Raw genomic sequence first — 24,299 nt, 5'->3', positions numbered from 1 at the left:
CGGAGATGTTCAGAGGACGAAGACGGACGAGCCCGTCGTGCGGCCCGACTCCAGGGCGCGGTGCGCGTCCACCGCGTCCGGCAGCGCGAACCGCTGCGGGATCCGGACCGTGATCCGGCCGGCCGCCACATGGCCGAACAACTCCCCGGCGAGGGCGGCCCGTTCGGCCGGATCGGCGATGTAGTCGGCCAGCGCGGGCCGCGTCACGAACAGTGAGCCGTGGACGGCCAGTTGCATGGCGTCCAGCGGTGGCACACCCGATGCCGTGCCGAAGCACACCAGCAGTCCGCGGCGGCGCAGCGAGGCCATCGACGCCTCGACCGTGTCCTTGCCGATGCTGTCGAGGACGAGCGGAACGCCCTCCCCGTCGGTGAGTTCACGGACCCGCTCCGGGACGTTCTCGCGCCGGTACAGGATGGTGTGGTCGCAGCCGTGCTCGCGGGCGACGGCCGCCTTCTCCTCCGTGGAGACCGTGCCGATGACCCTGATGCCGAGCAGCTTCGCCCACTGGGTGAGGATCAGCCCGACGCCACCGGCCGCCGCGTGCAGCAGGATCGTGTCGCCCGCCTTCAACGGATGGATGCGGCGCAGCAGGTACGCGGAGGTCAGGCCGCGCATCGTCATGGCCGCGGCCGTGTCGAAGCCGATCGCGTCCGGGAGCTTGATCAGGGACCCTGTGGGCATCACGCGCTCGGTGCTGTACGCGCCGAGCGGGCTTCCCGTGTACGTGACCCGGTCGCCCTCGGCGAACTCCGTCACGCCCGGTCCCACGGCCAGGATCACGCCTGAGCCCTCGACGCCGAGCCCCGCTGGCAGGGGCGCCGGGTACAGGCCGGTGCGGAAATAGGTGTCGGCGAAGTTCAGGCCGACCGCCTGATGCCGGATGCGCACCTCGCCGGGGCCCGGGGCGTCCACGGCGACCTGTTCCCAGCGCAGCACATCGGGGCCGCCCGTCTCGTGGAAACGGACCGCGTACGCCATCAGTTCTTGCCCTCGGTCGCGACGGGACGCAGCATCGAACCGCGTTGCCCGGGGCGGCGGTTGGGTACCATGCCGAGCTGCGCGAGGGTCTCTTCGGTGGTGTCGTACCACTCGCCGAGCCGGTAGATCTCCCGCGCCTCGGGCCCGGAGGCCACCTCGCGGCCGACGGCGTCGGCGATCCGTACCATCTGCTCGACCTGCTGCACCGACGACATCCGCTCGCCCTTGCGGCTCCACAGGTTGTCCTCGTTGCCGACCCGGACGTGTGCGCCGAGCGCGATCCCGACCGCGTTCATGGGAGCCACCGCGCGCATCGAGGCCTCGATGGTGAGCACCGCGCCGTCAGGAACCCGTCGGATGAACTCGACCAGGTCGGCGGGGTGCCGGCCCGCGAACCCGCCGCCGATCGCCACGTAGTTGAGGACGAGCGGGCCGTGGTACTCGCCCTTGCGGACGAGGCGCTCGACCGTCTCCAGCTGGGACAGGTTGGCGAGTTGGAAGTGCGGCTGGATGCCGTTCGCCCGCAACCGCTTCAGGTGCTCCAGGTAGAACTCGGGACCCGCCTCGACGACCATGTCCCGATACGCCTTGTAGTAGCCCGGCTTGGCGATGGACGTGCCCTCGATGTCGGCGTCGTCGAAGATCTCGACGATGTTCATCTGGTTGGTGTTGATGGCGATGGTGACCTGGTCGGGTGCCGGCGAGACCTCCGCGAGCATGTGGCGGGTGTCGTAGCTGAGCCACTGCGCGTCACCGCCCTCGTCCTCGGGCGCGAAGGAGATCGAGCCGCCGATCTGCAGCACCATGTCCGGCACGGCCTCCCGCAGCCGGCCCATCAGCTCGTTGAACATCGACAGGCGCTTCGAGCCGTGCCCGTCCGGTTCGCGTACGTGGATGTGCAGCACTGTGGCGCCCGCGTTGTAGCAGTCCACGGCGGCCCGGACATGCTCGTCCATGGTCATCGGCAGGTCGTCGGCGTCGCCGGGCAGCCACTCGGGGCCGTACGGCGCGGCCTGGATGACCAGCTTCTGCTGGTTCTCGGGGTAGAGGGAATCGTCGTGGAAATGCATGGGTTTGCTCCCCTTCGGTGCGGTTTCTCGCCTACCACCGCCACGTTAAGGAGGGGTTACGCGGCCCGCTTAACCGAAAGGGACAGCCAACTTGTCACTTGGGGACAGGGGTTGATCTCCCCGCTGTCCCCGATCTCTCCGCTGTCTCCGAACTCCCCGTACGTTGGGCCCGCCAAGCCCGCGGCGTACAGCCGAACTGGTCGCGGAACCACCGTGAGAAGCCGCTGGGTGCGGAGAAGCCGAGGAGGAGTGAGACCTCGGTCAGCGGATGGCGCGGATTCGCCACCAACTGCTCGGCGAGGCGGGCGCGGGTGGCGTTGAGCAGCGAGGAGAACGTGTGCTCCGCCGATGCCAGATGACGGTGCACCGTCCTGCGGTCCACGCCGAGACTGTGCGCGACCGCCTCGATGGAGCAGCGCCCCGTCGGCAGCAGCGCCTCGATCAACTCCCGCACCTGATCGACCAGGGCGGCCCCGCGCGGCTCGGTGACCGAGTCGAAGTACTGGCGGGCGTAGGCGTGCAGGAGCGGATCCGAGTGCGGATTGGGGGCGTCGAGGTCACGCGCGTGCAGCACCAGGCCGTTGAACGCGCGGCCGAACTCCACGGCGGGGCCGAACAGGCGGTGGTGTGTGCCGGGTTCGGTGGGCGCCGGGTGGGTGAAACAGATGGCGGCAGGGCGGCAGCGGTCGCCCAGTATCTCCCGTACGACGTGGTGGAAGACGCCCACGGCCAGCTCCGTCGCCTGACGTGTGGGCGCCGGCTCACCGGATTCGAGCCACACCTTCAGCACCGACCGCCCCTCCGACTCGTCGAGCCGGCCGTGCAGCATCTCGTTGTACGCGTCCTCGTGGCGGATCAGCAGATCGAGCGCGCTGCGCAGGGTCGGCTCCTCGCGCGCCACCAGGCTGATCGGCCCCAGGTTCGCGAACCGCCGCCGTCCGGCGAGCAGCAGCCCGAAGTCCTCGCGGCCCGCCACGGCGGCCGACCGTTCGAGCAGCCGGGTCACGGCGGGCCCGGGGATCCACCGGTCCTGTACGGAGAGTTCGGCGGGGCGCAGGCCCACCTCGCGCAGCAGCGGATCCGGGGCGATGCCGAGCGAGCGGGCGAGCGGGACGTAGCCGCTGAGCGCGGCGCTGCGGACGCGGGGCTTCATGGGCACGCTCCTTGCCTGTCCCCGTTGGATAAGTCGTACGTCACGAGGGGGCAAGCGGGGGACCGGACCGCGACCTAGCGTGGCAGCGCCGCGACGGTCCCCGAGGCCACCCGGTCACGGAGTTACCGAACGCCAGGAAACCGGCCGGACAGCGCGTTGACAAGGCACCGGCCGAAGATCAGCCCTCGAAGGAGCCGCATGACCAACCTTGCCACCCTCCTCGTCACAGCCGCCCGGGAGCACGGCGACCGGCCGGCCGTGCGACAGGGCGGGGACCGTCTCACGTATGAGCGGCTCGGCGATGCCTGTGCCCGGTTCGCCTCGCTGTTGGGGGAGCGGGGCGTGCGGACCGGTGACCGGGTGGCCATGGCCGTGCCCAATGTCGTCGACTTCCCTGTCGCCTACTACGGCATCCTCGCCGCGGGCGCCGTGGTGGTCCCGCTGAACCCGCTGCTGAAGTCCCGGGAATTCGCCCACGTGCTGGGGGACTGCGAGCCTCGTTTCGTGGTGACGGCGGCCTCGTGTGCGGGCGAGGTCACTGCCGCTGCCGCGCCGACGGGTAGGCCCTGTCTGACCGCGGGGACGGAGGAGTTCGCCCAACTGCTGCGTGAAGCCGAGCCGTTGAGGTCGATCGTCGAGCGCGCCGACCACGACACCGCCGTGATCCTCTACACCTCGGGGACGACAGGAGCGCCCAAAGGGGCCGAGCTCACCCATCGCAATCTCGCCGCCAACGCGCGCACCGTCGCGCGCGGCATCCTCCGGATCGACCGGGACGACGTGGTCTTCGGCGGGCTCCCGCTGTTCCACGCGTTCGGCCAGACCTGCGCGCTCAACGCCGCCGTGAGCGCGGGCGCGACGCTCACCCTGCTGCCCCGGTTCGACGCCGGGGCGGCGCTGGAGACCATGGCACGCGACGGAGTCACGCTCTTCCTCGGGGTGCCGACGATGTACGCCGCCCTGCTCCATGGAGGCGTGGGGATGGGGATACGGCCCGGACGGCTGCGGCTCGCCGTCTCGGGCGGCGCCTCCCTGCCGGTCCAGACGCTGCACGCCTTCGAGCGCACGTACGGGGTGCCGATCCTGGAGGGCTACGGGCTGTCCGAGACATCCCCGGTCGCCACGTTCAATCCGCCGGACGGACCCCGCCGACCCGGCTCGATCGGGCTGCCCGTCGACGGCGTCGCGCTCCGCCTCCTCGACGACGCCGGGCAGCCCGTCGAGGTGGGCGAGGTGGGCGAGATAGTGATCCGCGGCGACAACGTCATGAAGGGCTACTGGAACCGCGCGGCGGCGACCCGTGAGGCCTTCACGGACGGCTGGCTGCGGACCGGGGACCTCGCCCGCGTCGACGACGACGGCTACTACTACGTCGTCGACCGGAAGAAGGACCTCATCATCCGCTCCGGCTACAACGTCTACCCGCGGGAGATCGAGGAAGTGCTCCACGAGCATCCCGCCGTCGCGGAGGCCGCCGTGCTCGGCGTCCCGCACGAGACCCACGGCGAGGAGGTCGTCGCCGTCGTGAGCCTGCGCGTCGGCGAGCGCGCCGAGCCCGAGGCCATCCGCGAGTTCGTCCGGGAACGGGTCGCCGCCTACAAGTACCCGCGCCGCGTGCGGATCGTGGCCGCCCTGCCGAAGGGGGCGACCGGCAAGATCCTCAAGCGCGAGCTCGCCGACGGCTAGTTGAGCTCGTCCGGGTGCGGACCCGTGCGCAGGTCGCGGTCGAGGGTGGCGATGGAGGCCAGCTCGTCGTCCGTGAGCGTGAAGTCGAAGACGTCGAGGTTCTCGCGGATGCGTGCCGGCGTCACGGACTTGGGGATCACGACGTTGCCGAGCTGGAGGTGCCAGCGCAGCACGACCTGGGCGGGCGACTTGCCGTGGCGGGCGGCGATGGTGGTGATCGCCTCGTCGCCGAGGACCGCGCCCTGCGCGAGCGGGCTCCACGCCTCGGTGGCGATGCCGAGGTCGGCGTGCACGGCGCGCAGCTCGCTCTGCTGGAGGCCCGGGTGCAACTCGACCTGGTTCACGGCGGGGACGAGCCGCGTGTCCTCCAGGAGCCGCTCGATGTGCGCGGGCTGGAAGTTGGAGACGCCCGCGGCGCGGATCCGGCCGTCGGCGACCAGCTTCTCGATGGCCTTCCAGGTCTCGCGGTAGAGGTCGCGTTCCGGGGTCGGCCAGTGGATGAGGTACAGGTCGACGTGGTCGAGGCCGAGCTTGGCCAGGCTGGCCTCGAAGGCCGCCAGAGTGGCGTCGTAGCCCTGGTCGGCGTTCCACAGTTTGGTCGTGATGAACAGGTCCTCGCGGGCGATGCCGGAGGTGGCGAGCGCGCGGCCGACGCCGGTCTCGTTCCCGTAGATCGCCGCGGTGTCGATGCTGCGGTAACCGGCCTCGAGCGCGGCGGTCACGGCCGCGGTGGTCTCGTCGTCCGGCACCTGGAAGACGCCGAAGCCCAGCTGAGGGATCTCGACGCCGTTGTTGAGGGTGACGGTGGGGATGGTGGACGGTGCCATGGATTGGGTGGCCTCTCAGGTGGTACGGGCCCTACGGGTGCTTACGCAGCCCGACGGTAATTGCAGGCGCGGGTTAATTGCAAACGCACGTATCGCGGGCTTGCATTTACCGCCGTGTGCAACCATTGGCCGGATGAAGGCGATCACTCTGAACGGATACGGCGACCCCGACGTGCTGCGGCTCACCGACCTCCCCGACCCGAAGGTCGCACCTGGGGAGGTGCTGATCCGGGTCCGGGCCGCCGGGGTCAACCCGGTCGACTGGAAGCTCGCCGCGGGCGGCCTCGACCCGATCATGGAGACACACTTCCCCCTCGTCCCCGGCTGGGACGTGGCCGGAGTGGTCGAGCGCGTCGGCTTCGACGTCGAGGAGTACGCGCCCGGCGACGAGGTCTTCGGCTACATCCGTAAGGACGCCGCCCAGCTCGGCGCCTACGCCGAATACGTCTCCGCGCACGTGCGCATGCTGGCCCGCAAGCCCGCCGCGCTCTCCTGGGAGCAGGCCGCGGGCGTGCCGCTCGCCGGGCTCACGGCCTACCAGGCCATCAAGCGCGTGGGTGTCGGCGCGGGGGACACCGTCCTGGTGCACGCGGCCGCGGGCGGCGTCGGCTCGTTCGCCGTCCAGATCGCGGTGGCGCTCGGGGCCCGCGTGATCGGCACGGCGAGCGCCCACAACCACGACTTCGTAAGGGAGTTGGGGGCGCGACCCGTGACCTACGGCCCCGGACTCGCCGACCGCGTCGCGGAGCTGGCGCCCGAGGGCGTCGGTGCTGCGCTCGACTTCGTCGGTGGCGCGGAAGCCGTGGAGACCTCGCTGCGGCTGCTCGACCGGCCCGACCGGTTCGCGTCCATCGTCGAGGCGGAGGCCGCCGAGAAGGGCGGCCACTACGTGTGGGTCCGCCCGGACCCGGCCGATCTCACGGCGCTCGCCGACCTCGCCGACGCGGGGAAGCTGACCGTGCCCGTCACGCAGGTGCTGCCGCTCGCCGAGGCGGCACAGGCCTGGCGGCTCAACGCCGAGGGGCACACGCGGGGCAAGCTCGTGCTGTCCGTGGACTGAGCTGCTGCGCTGTGTCGCGGTGAGCCCCTGCGGGGCGTTTATGCGGAGTGGTCCCGCGACCCGTCCACGTACGGGGCCAGCTCCGTCCGCTTCGCCGCCCGGCCGTCGCCCGACGACCTTCCTGTCAGGCGGCGTCCGATCCACGGCGCCAGGTGCTGCTTCGCGAAGCGGGCGTCGGCCACCCGGCGCGACATCCAGTTCGGCGGGAGCGCGAACGGCAGCGCGGCGCGCCAGTCGGACTCCGCTTCGTAACCGAGGCCCTGCCAGACCGCCTCGGCGACCCGGCGGTGGCCCTCCGCGGTGAGGTGCAGCCGGTCCACGTCCCACAGGCGCTGGTCGCCGAGGACCGGCGCGCCGTACAGGTCGACGACGAGGGCGTCGTGCTTCGCCGCCAGCTCGTCGATGCAGGTGAACAGCTCCTCCATGCGCGGCCGGAAGCGCTCCATCACCGGGCCGTTGCGGCCGGGGCTGCGCATCAGGACGAGCTGCTCGCAGGACGGGGCCAGCGTCTCCACGGCCCGTGTCAGCAGATCGCGGACGCGGACCATGTCGCACTTGGGGCGCAGGGTGTCATTGAGGCCGCCGACCAGGGTCACCACATTGGCCTTCATGGCCGCGGCGACGTCGATCTGCTCGTCGACGATCTGGCCGATGAGCTTGCCGCGTACGGCGAGGTTCGCGTAGCGGAAGTCCGGGGTGTGCGCGGCCATCCGGGCGGCGAGGAGGTCGGCCCATCCCCGGTAGGAACCGTCCGGCAGCAGGTCCGACATGCCTTCGGTGAAGGAGTCGCCGACCGCGACGAGGCTGGTGTGTTGGGGGTTCGTGTTCGTGTGCATGGCTTCGTAGATCGTATCCCGAGGCAACGAAGTGGTGGGCGCCGCGGGGCTGGGCAGCGGCGCCCGGCGGCGGTATGCCAGGAGCGGGCGCCACCAACGGCACCGCGAACGGGGGAGTACGTCATGTGGAGCATCGGATTCTGGAAGGCCACCGCCGAGCGCGCGATCCGGACGTTCGCGCAGGCCCTCGCGGCCGTGCTGGTCGCCGGCGCGACGAATCTGCTGGACGTCGACTGGGCCGCGGCACTCGGCACCGCGGGCCTCGCCGCACTGCTTGCCGTCCTCACGGCGGTCGGCACCGCGGGCATCGGGGCGCACGGGCCGGGCGTGCTCGAAACGCCTGCGCAGGCCCCCGCTACGCCCGCCACTCCCGACCCGCCCGCCACCCGCACCTGACGGCCCGCGGGCTCACACCGGCTGGCCGAACAGCTCCCGCAGCACGTCCTCCATGGTCACCAGACCGGCGAGCCGGCCGTCCGCGCCGAGCACCGCCGCGACGTGCGTACGGCTGCTGCGCATCGCGGTCAGCACGTCGTCCAGCGGCGTCGTCTCCCGCACGCGCGCGATGGACCGCATGTCCGGCACCCGGAACGGCAGGTCCCGCGGCATCGCGTCCAGGGCGTCCTTCACGTGGAGGTAGCCGACGATCCGCCGGCCCTCGTCCACCACGGGGAAGCGCGAGAAACCGGACTCGGCGGAGAGCCGCTCCAGCCCCTCGGGCGTGACGCCCACGCGCGCGTAGACGACCCTTTCGATCGGCAGGACGACGTCCTTGATGGGCCTGCGGCCCAGTTCCAGCGCGTCGTGCAGACGCTCCTGCGCGCGGTCGTCGATCAGGCCCGCCTCGGAGGAGTCCTTGACCATGCGGGCCAGCTCGTCGTCCGAGAATGTCGCCGTGACCTCGTCCTTCGCCTCCACGCGGAGCAGCTTGAGCAGCCCGTTCGCGAAGGCGTTGATCGCGAAGATCACCGGGCGCAGGGCGCGCGCGATGGTGACCAGGGGCGGGCCGAGCAGCAGCGCCGAGCGGACCGGCTCGGCGAGCGCGATGTTCTTCGGCACCATCTCGCCGAGCAGCATGTGCAGATACGTCGCCACGGCCAGCGCGATCACGAACGAGATCGGATGGATCAGGCCGTGCGGCACGCCGACCGCGTCGAACGTGGGCTCCAGCAGATGCGCGATGGCCGGCTCGGCCACGATGCCGAGCACCAGCGTGCACAGCGTGATGCCGAGCTGCGCCGCGGCGAGCAGCGCCGACACGTGCTGAAGGCCCCACATGACGCTGCGCGCGCGCCGGTCGCCCTCCTCCGCGTACGGCTCGATCTGGCTGCGGCGCACCGAGATCAGCGCGAATTCGCCGCCCACGAAGAAGGCGTTGACGAAGAGTGTCGCCAGGCCGATGAGCAATTGGATCGCGGTCATCGGGCCGCCCCCTTCTCCTGAGACGCCTTGTCGGAGCTGTCGGAGCTGTCGGAGCTGTCGGACCTGTTGGCTTTGGCGGACCTGTTGACCTTGGCGGACCTGTTCGCCGCCCTGGACCTGGCGGTCACCCGGCCGGGCTTCGTCTCGTCCGCCGTCCCGCGGTCCTCGGGGTCCGGGGTCGGCGGCGCGTGCAGCAGTACGCGGGCCGCGCGGTGCCCGTGCGCGTCGACGACGTCGAGCCGCCACCCGGTGACCTCGACGCTGTCGCCGATGTCCGGGATCCGGCCCAGCTCCGTCGCGACGAGGCCGGCGAGCGTCTCGTACGGCCCGTCCGGCGCGCGCAGCCCGACCCGGGCGAGCTGGTCGGTGCGGGCGGCGCCGTCGGCGGAGTACAGCGCCCGGCCCTCCGGGTCGGTGCCGGCGGCCGCGATGTCGGAGGTCTCGTGCGGGTCGTGCTCGTCGCGGACCTCGCCGACGACCTCCTCGACGATGTCCTCCAGGGTGGCGACACCGGCCGTGCCACCGTACTCGTCGATGACCACGGCCATCGTCCGCTTGCCGGAGAGCCGGTCGAGCAGCCGGTCCACGGTCAGCGTCTCCGGCACGAGCAGCGGCTCGCGCAGCAGGTCGGCGACGCCCTTGCGGGACCGCTGCTCGTCGGGCACGGCGAGGACGTCCTTGATGTGCACGACGCCGACGACCGAGTCGAGACTGCCGCGGTAGACGGGGAAGCGGGACAGGCCGGTGGCCCGCGTCGCATTCGCCACGTCCTCGCAGGTGGCCTGCAGGTCGAGGGCCATGACCTGGACGCGCGGCGTCATCACGTTCTCCGCGGTCAGGTCGGCGAGGTTCAGGGTGCGTACGAACAGCTCGGCGGTGTCCGCCTCCAGGGCGCCCTCCTTCGCCGAGTGCCGGGCGAGCGCCATCAGCTCCTGCGGGCCGCGCGCGGAGGCCAGCTCCTCGGTCGGCTCGATGCCGAAGCGGCGCACGAGCCGGTTCGCGGTGTTGTTGAGGTGCGTGATGAACGGGCGGAACGCCGCGCTGAACAAGCGCTGCGGCGTCGCCACCTTCTTCGCCACGGCCAGCGGGGCCGAGATCGCCCAGTTCTTCGGTACCAGCTCGCCGACGACCATCAGGAACACCGTCGACAGGGCGGTGCCGAGCACCAGGGCGACCGAGCTGGAGGCCCCCTCGGACAGGCCGAGGGACTGCAGCGGCTCCGACAGGAGCTTGGAGATGGACGGCTCGGCGAGCATGCCGACGACCAGGTTGGTGACGGTGATGCCGAGCTGGGCGCCGGAGAGCTGGAAGGTGAGGTTCTTGACGGCCCGCAGAGCGCCGGCCGCGCCGTGCTCACCGCGCTCCACGGCCTCTTCGAGATCCGCGCGCTCGACGGTCGTGAGCGAGAACTCCGCCGCGACGAACGCGCCGCAGGCCAGTGAGAGCAGGACTGCGACGGCGAGCAGCAGTACTTCGGTCATCGGAACGTCACCTCCGTCCCATGATCGGCCAGGGCCGGGACAGATGCGCGCTCGTGGGGGCCGCGCGGGGGGACGAAACGGGGACTGGGAGGCTCGCCCATGGGCGGACGCTCACACCTTTCATAGGAGTTCGTGTAACCCATCCATGGTAAAGGACCAGCAAAGCGATATTTCCGGCTGCCGGAACCGTCAGTCGGTGAGCGGCTTGACCCACCGGGACCACTGCGGCTGCGGCGCGTACCCCGCCGCCTGCCACGCGAGGTGCGCCCGCTCGTTCCGGTCCAGGACCATGGCGTCTGCGCGGCGCCCGCCGAGCGCGACGAAGCGCTCCTCCGCCGCCGCGAGCAGCGCGCTCCCGATGCCCTGACGCCGCGCCTGTGGATGCACCGCGAGCCGGTACAGATGGCAGCGCCAGCCGTCGAACCCGGCGATGACCGTGCCCACGAGCTCCCCGTCGCGCTCGGCGAGCAGCAGGGCCTCGGGATCCCGCTCGACCAGGCGCTCGACGCCCGTCCGGTCGTCGCTGATGCTGGTGCCCTCCGCGGCCTCCTTCCAGAACGCGAGCGCGGCGTCGAGATCGGCGGGTCCTGCGGCACGTACACGAAGATCGCTCATGCGCCGATCCCATCACCGCGGCCCGCCGGCCGCCGCCGATTTCACATGCCGGACGCTCGGTGGACCTCCACAGCCTTTCGATCAGCGGCCCCGCAGTTGTTCGATCACCGGCGCGAGTGCCTCCATGAACGGCTCCAGGACCGTGATGTACGAGAACCCGAACCGCTCGCGCTGCGCCAGCAGTTGCTCGACGATCTGCTCGACGGTGCCGACGAGCAGCAGCGGTGAGTCCAGGACCTGCTCCTCGGTGAGCCGCGGCAGATGTTCGAGGAGGGGGCGGGCGGCGGCGGGCCGGTCGTCCGTCACCGCCACCAGATGTACGAGCAGGTTGAGTTCGGCGCTCTCCGGGCGGTCGGCGGCGAACTTCCGGTACGTCTCGACCCGCTCCTCCAACTCGTCACCGGTCAGCGGTTCGAGCCCGCCCGCGTTCCCCGCGGGTGCGCGGGCGCCGCTGAACGCGGCGATGTCGGCGTGCTCGGCCGTGATCCGCAGCATCCGGTCGCCGTTGGCGCCGATCAGGAGCGGGGGCCGGGGCCCCTGGTCGGGGGCGGCGAGCAGCCGGTCCAGCTCGGTGACGGTGTGCTTCAGATGCCCGACCCGGCTGCCGGGCGTGCCCCACTCCAGGCCGGCCTGCTCGAACTCCTCGCGTACGTAGCCGGTGCCGAGGCCGAGCTCGAGACGGCCGCCGGTGAGCGCGACGGTGGTGGTGATCTCGCGGGCGAGCAACACCGGGTTCCAGAACGCACAGTTGAGGACGAACGTGCCCACCTTCGGCCGGCTCGTCGCGTCGGCCGCCGCCACGAGCGAGGGGAACGGCGACGGGGCGCCCAAATGGTCGGGTACGAGGATCACGTCGTAGCCGAGCTCCTCGGCCCGCCGGCACTTGGCGCGCCACGCGTCGTCCGGCGCCGGGGTGACCAGGTTGACGCCGAAACGGAACGGGCGCGCCGTCGCCGGACCTTCCCTACTCATGAACTCTCCTCGAAACGTGGACAGTTGCTTCGGAACGACCCTACGTCCGGCCCGCTATTCGTGCGCGATCGCCGCCAGCACGTTCAGCCGCGAGGCCCGCAGCGCCGGCAGCAGCGCCGCCGCGAGTCCCACGACCACCGAGCCGACCACCACCGCGACGATCGTCGACCACGGGATCGCCAGAGCCTTCATGCCCTCCAGGGAGAGCACCCGCTGGGCGACCACGCCCCATATGAGGCCGAGCGCGAGCCCGAGCACCGCCCCGAACACGGCGATCACCACCGACTCCAGGCGGATCATGAGCCGCAACTGGCGTCGCGCGAGCCCGATCGCCCGCAGCAGGCCCATCTCCCGCGTGCGTTCCACGACCGACAGGGCAAGGGTGTTGACCACCCCGAGGACCGCGATGACGATCGCCAGGCCGAGCAGCGCGTACACCAGATAGAGCAGCACCGCTATCTGCCCGTGGATCAGTTCCTTGTAGTCGGCGAGGTCGCGCACCTGCACCTGCGGATACGGGTCGAGCGTCTTCTCAAGGCGCTCGCGCAACACGTCGGGCGAGGTGCCGGAGGAGGCGTTGACGTACACCGCCGAGTCCTGGCCGCCCGGCGCGAACCTCTCCAGCGTGGCCAGGCCCATCGCGAAGCCACCGGACATGCCGAAGTCGTTCGCCTCCTGGTCGGTCAGGGCGCCCACGGTCAGCTTCGTGCGCTTCCCGCCGGGGAACTCCACGGGCAGGACGCTGCCGATCCGCGCTTCGTGCTCGTCGGCGAACTCCTTCTGGAGCAGCAGATGCCGGGGCGCCAGGCCCGTGGCGCTGCTGCCCCGCGCGTACGTGACATGCGCGACGCCGTCGACGCGCCGGTCCCACCCGGAGGCCGTCGTCTTCACGCGCTTTCCGTCCGGCATGCGCACGGCGAGCGCGCTGAAGCGCTGGCGCACGACCAGGCCCACGCCGTCCGTCGCCCGAATCTTCCGCGTGACCTCCTGTGGGAACGGCATGAAGTTGGCGTTCTGCACGGTGAAGTCGGCGCCCAGCGTGTCGTCGATCTGCTGGTCGAACGACTTGCTCATGGAGGCGGATGCCACCGACATCCCCGCCACCAGGGCGAGGCCCACCATCAGGGCGGCGGCCGTCGCGCCCGTCCTGCGCGGGTTGCGCAGCGCGTTGCGCTGGCTCATCCGGCCGATCGAGCCGAACACCCTGGGGAACGTGCCGCCGAGGACCCGGATCACGGGACGTACGAGAAGGGGCCCCGCGACGACCGTCGCGAGCAGCGTGAGGACGATGCCGAGGCCGAGCAGCGAGGCCGCGGTCCCGGTCTCGTCCGCCGTCCAGCAGCCGATCAGCGCCGCGGCGCCCGCCACGCCGATCACCGAGCCCACCACCGCCCGCACCTTCAACGGCCGCCCCACGCCCGCGATCTCGGCGTCGGCGAGCGCGGCCATCGGGGAGACGCGGGCCGCGCGCCGCGACGGCAGGTACGCGGCCACGAACGTGACCCCGACGCCGACCGCGAACGACACGACAGGCGTGCCCCAACCCACCACCATCTCCGTGGACTTGAGGTTCATCCCGAAGACGCCCATCACCTTGATGAGCCCGACCGCGAGCCCCACGCCGAGCGCGAACCCGGCCGCCGAGCCCACGAGCCCGAGCAGCACCGCCTCCGTAAGGACGGAGCGCCGCACCTGCCGGCGGTCCGCGCCGAGCGCGCGGAGCAGCCCCAACTCCCGAGTCCGCTGGGCGATCAGCATCGAGAACGTGTTGACGATGAGGAACACGCCGACCAGGACGGCGATCCCGGCGAAGCCGAGCATCACGTACTTGATGACGTCGAGGAATCCGCCCAGGTCCGCGGCGGCCGACTTGGCGTCCTCGGCGGCCGTCTTCACGTCGTAGGACCCGCCCAGCTCCTGCCCGATCCGCCGCTTGAGCGTCGCGTCGGCGACACCCGGAGCCGCGTCCACCGCGATGCTCGTCGCCCGGCCGCTGCCGCCGAGCAGCTTGCGCTGTGCGGTGCCGGTGTCGAGGAAGACGAGGGCCGCGCCCGGGTTCGTCGTACGGAACGTGGCGATGCCCACGACCTCGACCTTGAACGAGCCGGGCTTGGCGAGGATGGTGAGCGGGTCCCCGATGCGCACGTGCTTCTTGTCGGCGGTGTCCGCGTCGAGCAGCGCCTGGCGGGCGCCGCGCGGTGCGTGCCCCGAGGTCAGACGCACCGGACTGCGGTCCGTGGGCTCCCAGTTGGTGGCGATCGTGGGCGCGCCGGTGGTCGGTCCGACCGACTTGTTGTGCCGGTCGACGACGGTGATGTTCTCGACCCCGGCGTCGATGTGTGTGGCGGCCACGCCGTCGACCCGGTCGATCCGCCCGGCCAGCGAGGCGGGCACCGTACGCACCGTGCCCGACGGCACCGACTCGTCGAAGTCGTCCTCCGCGGGGGCCACCCGCACATCCGCCGACGTCGACGCGAAGAGCCGGTCGAAGGTGCGCGACACGGTGTCCGAGAAGATCAGGCTGCCCGCGACGAACGCCACCGACAGGACGACGGCGAGCGCGGACAGGACGAGGCGCCCCTTGTGCGCCAGGAAGCTCCGTAACGTCGCCTTCAGCACGGCTACGACCCGGAGCCCGGGGAGCCCGGATGTTCGGTGACCACCTGGCGCGCGACGTCGAACCGCTTCAGGCGCTCCAGGACGGCCTCGGCGGTCGGCTCCCGCATCTCGTCCACGAGGCGGCCGTCACCGAGGAAGAGGACCAGGTCGGCGTGGGCGGCGGCGCCCGGGTCGTGGGTCACCATGACCACGGTCTGGCCCAGCTCGTCGACCGCCTGGCGCAGGAATCCGAGCACTTCGAGCCCGGCCCGCGAGTCCAGGTTCCCCGTCGGCTCGTCCGCGAAGATCAGCTCGGGGCGCGCGGCGAGCGCCCGCGCGCACGCGACGCGCTGCTGCTGCCCGCCGGACAGCTGAGCGGGGCGGTGCTTCAGCCGGTCCCGCAGGCCGAGCGTGTCGACGACCTGCTCCAGCCACTTGGGGTCCGGTGACTTGCCCGCGATGTCCATCGGCAGCGTGATGTTCTCCGCCGCGTTCAGCGTCGGGATCAGGTTGAAGGACTGGAACATAAAGCCCACCCGGTCGCGCCGCAGCCGCGTCAGGTCGCGCTCCTTCAGGCCCGTGATCTCCGTCTCGCCCAGCCACACCTGTCCCGCCGAGACCGTGTCGAGGCCCGCCAGGCAGTGCATCAGCGTGGACTTGCCCGAGCCCGAAGGGCCCATCACCGCCGTGAACCGGCCGCTCGCGATGTCCACGTCCACCGCGTCGAGAGCGAGCACCTGCGTCTCGCCCGAGCCGTACGCCTTCGTCAGGCCCCTGGCCCGCGCGGCAACGGCGGCCTCCTTGACCACACCCGTTCCCCCCACCCCAACTCCCTTACTCCGTAAGCCAGTTGTGCTTCGGACCGCAAGGCTCGACATCGGATCCGAGAATAGCCGCTCGCACTGACAACGAGCCTCGACGGACGATCGATCGTCCGCACCTTGCCGCTGCTAGCACAATGGCGCTAGCGTAGAGATATGGCCAAGACGCAGCTGAACGTCAGGGTGGAAGAGGGCACCGCCCGCACCGCCCGTGAGCGCGCGCTCGCCCAAGGGGTGAGCGTGAACCGGTACATCGAGGATCTGGTGCGGCGTGACGCGGGCGAGCAGGGGCGGACGTTTGTCGACGCCGCCGCCGACTTCATGAAGCAGTACGAGTCGGTGTTCGCCGAGGAGTTCGGCGCGGACATCGAAGGTCGGCGTCGTCCCGTTGAGTGAGCCGCCACAGTCGTCGCGGCCGTCACCGTCACCGCATCTCTCCATCGACCTCGCCTGGCTGCTGATGGTCGCGGAGCGGAAGACCCCTGGCGATCCGCAGGTCACCGACTGGGGAGCCCTCGTGGGTGCCGTCGCCCGGCATCGGGCCGCGATATTCGACGTGCCGGTCTACGACTCGCCGCATGCGCGCGCCGCATCGCTCCTCCAACTCCTCATCCACGTACCGGCGTTGGAGCGCTCGAACGCGATGTACGCGACGGCCGTCGCCTACGCGTACCTCGTCGCCAGCGGGCTGAAGATCGTCACGTCGCCGGAGCAGATCCGCGATCTGGCGCGCCTGGTGAAGACGGGTACGGCGACGGTCGACGACATCGAGAAGGAACTCCGCACCTGGTGCTTGTGAGGCTTAGCCGCCCCTCGGCGGGGCTCGATAGTGCCGCGCCGCCTTGGGCAATCTGCCGCCTTGGGCGGCAGGGTGGGCAAGGCGGCACCCCGGTGCCGCGCAACGAAACCCCTGGCCCCGGCCCCGGCTCGACCACAACGACCCCGGCTAGGTCAAACGTGCCCCTCCCACACCCCGCCCAACGACGGCGCCAGCCACCGCCGCGCTCCCGCCCGGAACTCCCCGGAGGGCAGTGCCCCGGCCCCCGCCGGCACCGCGCCCAGCAGCTCCGCCTCCGCCGCCACCGGCAGATCCGCCACATTGCAGCGTTCCGCGAGCCCCGGGTCGCGGGGCCAGCTGCCGATGACGACGCCCGCCTGGTGGAGGCCACGCGCGCGTAGGGCCTCACCCGTCAACTGCACGGAGTTCAACGTCCCGAGCCCCGCCGCCGCGACCACGAGCACCGGCGCCCCGAGCAGCCCCGCCACATCCGCCAGCGTCGCGCCCTCCTCGTCGAAGCGCACGAGCAGCCCGCCCGCGCCCTCCACCAGCACGAGGTCGTGCGACGCCTCCAACTTCCCCACGGCTTCGGCGACTTGCCACGGCCGCACCGGCGCGAGACCGGCCCGCGCCGCAGCCGTACCCGGCGCGAGCGGCTCCGGATACCGCGCCAGCTCGACCCCCGTCACGGCGTCCCCGGCGAGCCGCAGCACCTCGTCCACGTCTCCCGGCTCCCCGGGCGCGACGCCCGTCTGCGCCGGTTTGAGCACGGCCACCGAGCGCCCGGCCCGCGCCGCGACGGCCGCGAGCGCGGCCGTCGTCACGGTCTTGCCCACGTCGGTCCCGGTCCCGGTCACCACCAGCACACCCATCTCGGCCCTCACCCTTCCCGTGTCGCGGCGGCAGCGACCGCGCACACCGCGCGACCGATCCGTGCCACGTCCTCGTCGCTCGTGACGTACGGCGGCATCGTGTAGACGAGGTCCCGGAACGGCCGCAGCCACACACCCTCCGCGACCGCCGCCCGCGTCGCCGCGGCCATGTCGATCTCACGGTCGAGCTGGACGACACCGATGGCGCCCAGGACGCGTACATCCCGAACTCCGGTCATCTCGCGCATCTCTGACAGAGCATCACTCAGCCCCGCTTCGATCCGCTTCACCTCACCGCGCCAGTCCTGCTCAAGCAGCAGATCGATCGACGCGCACGCGACCGCCGACGCCAGCGGGTTTCCCATGAACGTCGGCCCGTGCGCGAGCACCGGCACCTCGCCCCGCGAGATCCCCTCGGCGACCCGCGGCGTGCACAACGTCGCCGCCATCGTCAGATAGCCACCGGTCAACGCCTTCCCGACACACATCACATCGGGCGACACCCCCGCGTGCCCGGCCGCGAACAGCTCCCCGGTCCGCCCGAACCCCGTGGCGATCTCGTCGAACACCAGCAGCACATCATGCGCGTCGCAGGCCTCCCGGAGCACCCGCAGATACGCGGGGGAGTGGAACCGCATCCCGCCCGCGCCCTGCACCACCGGCTCCACGATCACGGCCGCCACCTCGTGCGCGTGCCGGCCGATCGCCTCCCGCAGCTGTTCCGCGTACGACTCCTCGTACGCGTCGAAGCCGCTCGGCGGCTCGTCAACGAAGATCTGCTCCTGGAGGACACCCGCCCACAGGCCGTGCATCCCGCCCTCCGGGTCGCACACGGACATCGGCTGCCAGGTGTCACCGTGGTAACCGCCGCGCCATGTCAGCATGCGCCGTTTCTCGGGCCGGCCCAGGGAGCGCCAGTACTGCAGACACATCTTCAGGGCGACCTCGACCGACACGGACCCCGAGTCCGCGAGGAAGACGTGCTCCAGGCCCTCCGGCGACATGTCGACAAGGCGTTCCACGAGCCGTACCGCCGGCTCGTGGGTCAGGCCGCCGAACATCACGTGGCTCATCCGCCCCAACTGGCCGCGCGCCGCCTCGTCGAGCACCGGGTGGCCATAGCCGTGGATCGCCGACCACCATGACGACATGCCGTCCACCAGCTCGCCGTGCCCCGCGACCCGCAGCCGCGCCCCGGCCGCCGACTCGACGACCAGGGGCTGCTGCGTGCCGGGCATCGGACCGTACGGGTGCCAGACGTGGCGCCGGTCCAGGTCGAGCAGTTCGGCCACGTTCAGCTCAGGCATTGGGCGCCAGATCCGTCCCCGCGCCGCGGCGGCGTACGGCGACGAGATCGGTCCGTGCCTCCCCGGCCTCGGTGGCGGCCTCGGTCCCGGTCTCCGCTGAAGGGGCGCAGGTCGAACCGCAGCCACCCACCGCCCGGTGCTCCGGCAGCGTCACCTGCTCCGTGCCCTCCACCTCGAACCCGGCGTCCGCGATCATGTCCAGGTCGGTCTTTCCCGCCTGGCCCTCGCTCGTCAAGTAGTCGCCCAGGAAAATGGAGTTGGCGATGTGCAGGGCGAGCGGCTGCATCGACCGCAGGTGCACCTCGCGGCCGCCCGCGATCCGCACCTCCACGTCCGGGCACACGAACCGCACCATGGCCAGGATCCGCAGACACCGCTGCGGTGTCAGGTTCCACTCCTTGGCCAGCGGTGTCCCCTCGAACGGGATCAGGAAGTTCACCGGCACCGAGTCAGGGTCGAGTTCGCGCAGCCCGTAGACGACGTCGACCAGGTCCTCGTCGCGCTCGCCCATGCCCGCGATCAGGCCGGAGCAGGCGGAAAGGCCCGCCTCGTGCGCCTTCTTCACGGTGTCGACGCGGTCCGCGTACGTGTGCGTCGTGGTGATGTCGCCGTACGTCGCCTCGGAGGTGTTGAGGTTGTGGTTGTACGCGTCGGCACCCGCGCCGTGCAGCCGCTCCGCCTGCCCGTCGTTCAGCAGACCGAGGCAGGCGCACACCTCCACGCCCTCGTTCTCGGTCTTGATCGCGTCGATGGTCCGCGCGACCCGGTCCACGTCCTTGTCCGTCGGCCCGCGCCCGCTCGCCACCAGGCACACCCGCTTTGCGCCGCCCGCGATCCCGGCGGCCGCTGCCTTGGAGGCCTCATCGGGCTTCAGCCACGTGTACTTGAGGATCTCCGCCTTCGAACCGAGGCGTTGCGAGCAGTATAAGCAGTCCTCCGGGCACAGACCCGACTTGAGGTTCACCAGATAGTTGAGTTTCACCCGCCGCCCGAACCATTGGCGGCGCACCTTGCCGGCCGCGGCCACCACGTCGAGCAGTTCGTCGTCCGACGTCGCGAGCACCGCGAGCGCCTCTTCACGGCTCGGCAGTTCGCGCCGAAGCCCCTTGTCCACCAGCGTGTTCAGCAGGTCCATGGGCCCTGATCCTTACCTATCCCGTAGCCCCGGGGAAAGGAGACTCTCTACAAAGGACGGCGTACGTCGTGTGGGTATTGCCACATCCTGCCCGAGTGGCGCGGGCGCTAGTGTCTGTGCATTACCTACAAAGCAGCGCTCAACCAAAGCGGCGCCCAACGCATCGCTCAATGCGCCGCTCACCCATTGCCGGACTCGCAGAGGGACTCATGCCCACGCCCCACACACCCGCGTTCGGCTGGATCGGCGCACAGCGGCGCGCCCGCGAGGCCGCGGGACTCGTCCGTACGCTGCGCCCGCGCCCGGCGGGCAGCCCGGTGCTCGACCTCGCGAGCAACGACTACCTGGGGCTCGCCCGGCACCCCGAGGTCGTCGAGGGTGCGGCCGGGGCCGCGCGCCGGTGGGGTGGTGGGGCCACCGGGTCCCGCCTGGTGACGGGCAGCACCGAACTGCACGCTCAACTGGAGCGCGAACTGGCCGAGTTCTGCGGCTTCGAGGCGGCCCTCGTGTTCTCCTCCGGATACGCGGCGAACCTCGCGGCTGTCACGGCCCTCGCCCCAGACGCCTCACTGATCGTGTCGGACGCGGGCAACCACGCCTCGCTGATCGACGGCTGCCGCCTCGCCCGCGGGGTTACCCAAGTGGCCCCGCACGCGGACCCTGAAGCCGTCCGCAAGGCACTCGGCACGCATGAAGGGTCGGCCGTCGTCGTCACCGACTCGGTCTTCTCGGTCGACGGCGACCGGGCCCCGATCGCCGAACTGGCGCGTGCGGCAAGGGAGTTCGGGTCCGGTCTGATCATCGACGACGCGCACGGGCTCGGCGTCGTCGGCCCCGGCGGGCGGGGCGTCCCCTACGCGGAGGGCCTCGCGGGCGCCGCGGACACGGTCACCACCGTCACCCTCTCCAAGTCCCTCGGCAGTCAGGGCGGCGCGGTGCTCGGCCCGGCCCACGTCATCGACCACCTCGTCAACGCGGCCCGCACCTTCATCTTCGACACGGGCCTCGCCCCGGCCGCGTGCGGATCGGCCCTCGCGGCACTACGGCTCCTGCGCCGCGAGCCCGAACGCGCGGCGCGGTCGCGGGACATGGCGACCTCCCTGCATCAACTCCTGCGGCAGGAAGGGCTGTTGGCCGTACGCCCTGACGCCGCGGTCGTCTCCGTGCGCGCCCCCTCGCCCGACGCGGCGGTCCGCTGGGCCGCGGACTGCCGGGACGCCGGGCTCTCGGTGGGGTGCTTCAGGCCGCCGTCCGTGCCCGACGGTATCGCGCGGCTGCGGCTGACCGCCCGCGCCGACCTCACGGTGACCGAAGTCGACCGGGCCGTACGGGTGATCAGCCGCACCGCACCCAACGGGGCGGCTACCGCAGGGATGTGACGAATGCCCGCCATGTCGCGGACGTGAACAGGAGCGCGGGCCCCGTCATGCGCTTGGAGTCGCGGACGGCCAGCAGTTCGGCCGTCGCGCCCGTCCCCAGCGGGGCTGTCTCCACACAGTTGTTGGCGCCCGTGCTGCGGCTGCTGCGCCGCCATCGGACACCGTTCAACGACGTGCTGCGGGCAATGGCCATGATGCCTCCTCACGCGGTGCCGGCGCACGACGAGGTGTCGGCGTCCTCGCTTACCCGGCAATCGCTGCGATGAATTCCAGTGAATCCTCGGGTGACCTGGCGTGGAGCAGAAGAGCGTCGAAGGCGTCCGTGTACGCCTTGAGGTCTTCTTTCCGTTCCAGGTAGAGGCTACTCGTCAAATGGTCGAGAACAACCACATCCAGATCAGATGTGTTCGGAAAAGAGAACACAACGAAAGGTCCCGTCAAGCCGATATGGCCTCCGGACGAGAACGGAAGCACATGGATCCGGACATGGGGCATTGATGCCGCCTCGGCCAGATGCGCCAACTGCCGCCGCAGCACTCCGTTCCCGCCCACCTCGCGTCGCAGCACCGCCTCGTCGAGCACGGCGGTGAGCCGCAGCGGCGGCTCGGCGCGCAGCACGTCCTGCCGCGCGAGCCGCACATCCACCAGCGCGTTGATGTGCCGGTCCGGCGCACCGTTCAATACCGAACGTGTCACCGCGTGCGCGTACTCGGGAGTTTGCAGCAGCCCCGGCACGACGCTCGTCTCCAGGGTCCTGATGCGGCACGCCTGGGACTCCAGGCTGATGAAATCGCGGTACGCGGGCGGCAGCAGGCTCCGGTACGCGTGCCACCAGTGCTGCCCGCCGCCGCCCGCCTCGTCTCCGCCGGCCAGCGCGACCACCAGCTCGCGGAGTCGGGGATCGCGGGCCTCGAAGGCGTCGAGCAGCCGCAGCACGTCCGCAGGCTTCACGCCGCTGCGCCCTGTTTCGATCCTGCTCACCTTCGACTGGTGCCAGCCGACGAGCCTGGCCGCCTCTCCGCTCGTCAGGCCGGCCCGGACGCGCAGCGTCCGCAATTCGGCACCGAGCTTGCGGCGGCGTACCGCGGGACCGTATTTCATGGAGGACTCCTCGGGCTCCTCGCGCCACCCGGCCGGACTCCCTCCCGGCCCGCACGGGACGCATATCTGAGCCGACGGTAGAGGACACAGCGGCCCTCGGCCCAAATGCACTCCACCGTCCCAGAGTTCACCGCATCGAGCGACAGATATATGCATATCTTGGGGGATCGGCACCACGGGGGGACGTCCAAGTGGCAATCTGGCGCGAAGCAGTTGCCGGGGGCCGTACGCGAGCGATCCGTGCGGCCGGACGAGCCACCTCGGCGGGAAAGGGACACGTCGCCATGGCAGATCACCAGGAAGCATCCGTCACCCTGCCGAGCGATCCCGCCTCGGTCTCCGCCGCCCGCAGGTATGTCGCCACCATCCTCGGGGAGTGGGGCATGGCGTCGGGCACCGACGCGGCGGACGCCATCCGCTTGATCGTCTCCGAGCTCGCGACGAACGCGGTGCAGCACACACGCGGGCAGTCACCCACGTTCACCGTCGACATGGAGCTGGAGCGTGACGAGCAGCTGCGCATCGGCGTCACGGACAGTCACCCCCGCTATCCGAAGCGGCTGCCTGCCGCGGTCCAGCAGGACAACGGCAGGGGCATGGTCATCATCCGCTGTCTCACCGCGGAGTGCGGCGGCACGCTGACCGTGCGACCGACTCCCGAGGGGGGCAAGACGGTGTTGATCACGCTGCCCTGGGTGGCCCCGGTCAGCCGTCCCGCCTGAGGATCGCTCGCCGCAGCAGCCACGGCAGCAGCCCCCACAGACCCGCACAGACGCAGAACGTCCCGACGCCGGCCGCGATCCCGCCGCCCCTGCCGACCGTCACATCGACCACGAGCAGCACGGACCCGCTCAGCGCCAGCACCAGCACCACCATCCCGTACGCGGCGAGCCGCGCGGACACCGTCACGATCAGCCGCTTCGCGCCCAGCTGGAACAGCATCCGGTGCACCGCGGCCGGCGCCGTGAACAGCGCGGCCGCGATGACCGTGAGGAGCAACGTCGTGACATACGTGGCCCGTTGGACGGTGTCGAGCTCGGGAAAGCGCGAGGTGAACGCGAGGGTCAACAAGAACGCGAACAGGAACTGCACGCCGGTCTGGATGACCCGGAGCTCCTGAAGGAGTTCTCCGAAGTTCCGGTCGGCGCGCTCCAACGGCGTCTCGTTGCGCTCGTCCATCGCCTACGAGTATCCGCTCGCGGCACGCTCAAGCGCGAGCGCGGCGGCTCACCGCACCCGGCCGTACAGCACGCTGTTCGTCCAGATCCGCTCAAGGCGCACCTTGGCTCCGGTCTTCGGGGAGTGCCAGATACGGCCCTTTCCGGCGTAGATGCCGACGTGGTAGATGCTTCGGCCGGAGCGGAAGAACACCAGGTCACCGCGGGTGCGATGGGACCTTGAGATGTGCTTGGTCCTGTTGTACTGCTGGGCCGCGGTACGGGGCAGCTTCTTGCCCGCCCGCTTGAACGAGTAGAGCGTGAGGCCCGAGCAGTCGAACCGGTGCGGCCCGGCGGCGCCCCACTTGTACGGCGCACCCTTCTTGGACGCGGCGACGTGCAGTGCCTTGACGGATGCCGTGGCCGCTGATGCGTCGGAAGCGGCGCCGGGGACAGTGAGCCCCGCGCCGGCGACGGCGATGGTGAGGGCGGAAGCGGTACCCGCCCGGGTCAGCAGCGACGGAACACGATTCAGCGCAGTCATGCGCAACCCTTCGTCAACCGCCTGTGAAGGATGACCTGTCGGGTTCGGGCCGGCGAAGTTGCCCGGCCGCATGCTGCGGCTTCACCCCAAGGACCGTCCGGCGCGGCCTCTGGCGAGGCGCGGCGGGGGCCCGTCGTGCTCGGGTCCTCCACTCCTGCCGATGCACTCCTGTCGACCTGGCATCCGCACGGCGGCAGGACTCGGCGTCCGTGCGGACCGCCCCGCCGCGGTGGCGGGGGCTTGTCGTCGCAACGGATCTTCACGCACGGCGGGGGCGAAAACCGGGGTGAACCGGCGGTAAGTGAGTCTCGTCACCCTTGGCCCGTTCGGGTGGACGGTGCGGCTTTCGTCCCCGCCCGCCGAGCACCGACGAGCCCCGCACCAGCGGCGGAACGTCGAATTCCGGCAACGGACTACGGCGCGTACGCAACTTTGGCGGGCTCATGTGCGTACCGGAGGATGGGCCGTACGGGGTACCCCGTACGGGTCGTTTGGGTTGCGGCG

The 24,299-nt window shown here is 71.1% G+C and carries 25 protein-coding genes; 7 read left to right on the top strand and 18 right to left on the bottom strand.

The window, feature by feature from the left end:
- Nucleotides 1-9 precede the first annotated feature (9 nt).
- The 3 genes from ABT004_RS03470 to ABT004_RS03460 form a co-directional block, all read right to left on the bottom strand.
- A complete protein-coding gene (locus ABT004_RS03470) occupies nucleotides 10-981 on the bottom strand; it encodes a quinone oxidoreductase family protein (protein WP_351331146.1) in 972 nt (323 codons plus the stop codon).
- Complete coding sequence (locus ABT004_RS03465) at nucleotides 981-2,051, bottom strand: beta-keto acid cleavage family enzyme (RefSeq protein ID WP_351331145.1); 1,071 nt, start codon at nucleotides 2,049-2,051, stop codon at nucleotides 981-983. The genes ABT004_RS03470 and ABT004_RS03465 overlap by 1 nt, the downstream gene beginning before the upstream one ends.
- A 94-nt stretch (nucleotides 2,052-2,145) precedes the next feature.
- Complete coding sequence (locus ABT004_RS03460) at nucleotides 2,146-3,204, bottom strand: AraC family transcriptional regulator (RefSeq protein WP_351331144.1); 1,059 nt, start codon at nucleotides 3,202-3,204, stop codon at nucleotides 2,146-2,148.
- 198 nt (nucleotides 3,205-3,402) lie between these two features.
- Here ABT004_RS03460 and ABT004_RS03455 point away from each other — a divergent pair, with 198 nt between their 5' ends.
- Nucleotides 3,403-4,890 carry a long-chain-fatty-acid--CoA ligase gene (locus ABT004_RS03455; RefSeq protein WP_351331143.1) on the top strand — a complete coding sequence of 496 codons (1,488 nt, stop codon included), beginning with the start codon at nucleotides 3,403-3,405 and terminating at the stop codon, nucleotides 4,888-4,890.
- Here ABT004_RS03455 and ABT004_RS03450 read toward each other — a convergent pair.
- Complete coding sequence (locus ABT004_RS03450) at nucleotides 4,887-5,717, bottom strand: aldo/keto reductase (protein ID WP_351331142.1); 831 nt, start codon at nucleotides 5,715-5,717, stop codon at nucleotides 4,887-4,889. The genes ABT004_RS03455 and ABT004_RS03450 overlap by 4 nt on opposite strands.
- Nucleotides 5,718-5,850: 133 nt before the next feature.
- Between ABT004_RS03450 and ABT004_RS03445 the strand changes: the two genes are divergently transcribed.
- Nucleotides 5,851-6,777 carry an NADP-dependent oxidoreductase gene (locus ABT004_RS03445; RefSeq protein WP_351331141.1) on the top strand — a complete coding sequence of 309 codons (927 nt, stop codon included), beginning with the start codon at nucleotides 5,851-5,853 and terminating at the stop codon, nucleotides 6,775-6,777.
- A 38-nt stretch (nucleotides 6,778-6,815) separates the two neighbouring features.
- Here the strand turns inward: ABT004_RS03445 and ABT004_RS03440 are convergent, their stop codons facing one another.
- Nucleotides 6,816-7,613 (bottom strand): SGNH/GDSL hydrolase family protein, encoded by a 798-nt coding sequence (locus tag ABT004_RS03440; RefSeq protein WP_351331140.1) that lies wholly within the window; start codon nucleotides 7,611-7,613, stop codon nucleotides 6,816-6,818.
- A gap of 123 nt (nucleotides 7,614-7,736) precedes the next feature.
- Here ABT004_RS03440 and ABT004_RS03435 point away from each other — a divergent pair, with 123 nt between their 5' ends.
- A complete protein-coding gene (locus tag ABT004_RS03435) occupies nucleotides 7,737-8,009 on the top strand; it encodes a holin (RefSeq protein ID WP_351331139.1) in 273 nt (90 codons plus the stop codon).
- Between the two features lie 12 nt (nucleotides 8,010-8,021).
- Here the strand turns inward: ABT004_RS03435 and ABT004_RS03430 are convergent, their stop codons facing one another.
- The 6 genes from ABT004_RS03430 to ABT004_RS03405 form a co-directional block, all read right to left on the bottom strand.
- Nucleotides 8,022-9,035 carry a hemolysin family protein gene (locus ABT004_RS03430; protein WP_351331138.1) on the bottom strand — a complete coding sequence of 338 codons (1,014 nt, stop codon included), beginning with the start codon at nucleotides 9,033-9,035 and terminating at the stop codon, nucleotides 8,022-8,024.
- Entirely contained in the window at nucleotides 9,032-10,516 is a 1,485-nt protein-coding gene (locus ABT004_RS03425) for a hemolysin family protein (RefSeq protein ID WP_351331137.1), read from the bottom strand. Before ABT004_RS03425 ends, ABT004_RS03430 begins: the two co-directional genes overlap by 4 nt.
- Before the next feature lie 189 nt (nucleotides 10,517-10,705).
- The gene (locus ABT004_RS03420) at nucleotides 10,706-11,131 is read right to left on the bottom strand and encodes a GNAT family N-acetyltransferase (protein ID WP_351331136.1); all 426 of its coding nucleotides are present in this window, start codon (nucleotides 11,129-11,131) and stop codon (nucleotides 10,706-10,708) included.
- Nucleotides 11,132-11,212: 81 nt separating this feature from the next.
- A complete protein-coding gene (locus ABT004_RS03415) occupies nucleotides 11,213-12,103 on the bottom strand; it encodes an LLM class F420-dependent oxidoreductase (protein WP_351331135.1) in 891 nt (296 codons plus the stop codon).
- A gap of 54 nt (nucleotides 12,104-12,157) precedes the next feature.
- Nucleotides 12,158-14,722: an ABC transporter permease gene (locus ABT004_RS03410; protein WP_351331134.1), complete on the bottom strand. Its 2,565-nt coding sequence runs from the start codon at nucleotides 14,720-14,722 to the stop codon at nucleotides 12,158-12,160.
- Nucleotides 14,723-14,724: 2 nt separating this feature from the next.
- Nucleotides 14,725-15,525, bottom strand: coding sequence for an ABC transporter ATP-binding protein (locus ABT004_RS03405; protein WP_451190384.1), 801 nt, complete (start codon nucleotides 15,523-15,525; stop codon nucleotides 14,725-14,727).
- Between the two features lie 153 nt (nucleotides 15,526-15,678).
- On the opposite strand from ABT004_RS03405, the gene ABT004_RS03400 reads away from it, so the two are divergent.
- A complete protein-coding gene (locus ABT004_RS03400) occupies nucleotides 15,679-15,918 on the top strand; it encodes a toxin-antitoxin system HicB family antitoxin (protein ID WP_351331132.1) in 240 nt (79 codons plus the stop codon).
- Nucleotides 15,919-15,982: 64 nt separating this feature from the next.
- Nucleotides 15,983-16,321 carry a fic family toxin-antitoxin system, toxin component gene (locus tag ABT004_RS03395; RefSeq protein ID WP_351331178.1) on the top strand — a complete coding sequence of 113 codons (339 nt, stop codon included), beginning with the start codon at nucleotides 15,983-15,985 and terminating at the stop codon, nucleotides 16,319-16,321.
- A gap of 152 nt (nucleotides 16,322-16,473) precedes the next feature.
- On the opposite strand, the gene bioD is transcribed toward ABT004_RS03395, so the two are convergent.
- Genes bioD through bioB form a run of 3 tightly spaced genes read right to left on the bottom strand, consistent with a single transcriptional unit; the run spans nucleotide 16,474 to nucleotide 19,614 of the window.
- Nucleotides 16,474-17,172: a dethiobiotin synthase gene (gene bioD / locus ABT004_RS03390; protein WP_351331131.1), complete on the bottom strand. Its 699-nt coding sequence runs from the start codon at nucleotides 17,170-17,172 to the stop codon at nucleotides 16,474-16,476.
- A gap of 8 nt (nucleotides 17,173-17,180) precedes the next feature.
- Nucleotides 17,181-18,479, bottom strand: a complete 1,299-nt coding sequence (locus ABT004_RS03385; protein WP_351331130.1) for an adenosylmethionine--8-amino-7-oxononanoate transaminase — start codon at nucleotides 18,477-18,479, stop codon at nucleotides 17,181-17,183.
- Entirely contained in the window at nucleotides 18,472-19,614 is a 1,143-nt protein-coding gene (gene bioB / locus ABT004_RS03380; RefSeq protein ID WP_351331129.1) for a biotin synthase BioB, read from the bottom strand. Before bioB ends, ABT004_RS03385 begins: the two co-directional genes overlap by 8 nt.
- A 209-nt stretch (nucleotides 19,615-19,823) precedes the next feature.
- Between bioB and ABT004_RS03375 the strand changes: the two genes are divergently transcribed.
- On the top strand, nucleotides 19,824-20,993 hold the full coding sequence (locus tag ABT004_RS03375) for an 8-amino-7-oxononanoate synthase (protein ID WP_351331128.1): 1,170 nt from the start codon (nucleotides 19,824-19,826) through the stop codon (nucleotides 20,991-20,993).
- On the opposite strand, the gene ABT004_RS03370 is transcribed toward ABT004_RS03375, so the two are convergent.
- Nucleotides 20,977-21,186, bottom strand: coding sequence for a DUF397 domain-containing protein (locus ABT004_RS03370; protein WP_351331127.1), 210 nt, complete (start codon nucleotides 21,184-21,186; stop codon nucleotides 20,977-20,979). The two genes, ABT004_RS03375 and ABT004_RS03370, sit on opposite strands and share 17 nt — an antisense overlap.
- A gap of 50 nt (nucleotides 21,187-21,236) precedes the next feature.
- Entirely contained in the window at nucleotides 21,237-22,094 is an 858-nt protein-coding gene (locus ABT004_RS03365) for a helix-turn-helix domain-containing protein (RefSeq protein ID WP_351331126.1), read from the bottom strand.
- A gap of 284 nt (nucleotides 22,095-22,378) precedes the next feature.
- On the opposite strand from ABT004_RS03365, the gene ABT004_RS03360 reads away from it, so the two are divergent.
- Nucleotides 22,379-22,816, top strand: coding sequence for an ATP-binding protein (locus ABT004_RS03360; RefSeq protein WP_351331125.1), 438 nt, complete (start codon nucleotides 22,379-22,381; stop codon nucleotides 22,814-22,816).
- Here ABT004_RS03360 and ABT004_RS03355 read toward each other — a convergent pair.
- Both ABT004_RS03355 and ABT004_RS03350 read right to left on the bottom strand, forming a co-directional pair.
- Nucleotides 22,800-23,273: a DUF6328 family protein gene (locus tag ABT004_RS03355; RefSeq protein WP_351331124.1), complete on the bottom strand. Its 474-nt coding sequence runs from the start codon at nucleotides 23,271-23,273 to the stop codon at nucleotides 22,800-22,802. The genes ABT004_RS03360 and ABT004_RS03355 overlap by 17 nt on opposite strands.
- 48 nt (nucleotides 23,274-23,321) lie before the next feature.
- On the bottom strand, nucleotides 23,322-23,795 hold the full coding sequence (locus ABT004_RS03350) for a C40 family peptidase (RefSeq protein WP_351331123.1): 474 nt from the start codon (nucleotides 23,793-23,795) through the stop codon (nucleotides 23,322-23,324).
- Nucleotides 23,796-24,299: the final 504 nt, after the last annotated feature.

This window comes from Streptomyces sp. NPDC002790, assembly GCF_040295505.1.
Lineage (GTDB): Bacteria > Actinomycetota > Actinomycetes > Streptomycetales > Streptomycetaceae > Streptomyces.
The sequence above is the reverse complement of the archived record's forward strand: the minus strand, read 5'-3'. Positions and strand labels throughout refer to the sequence as shown.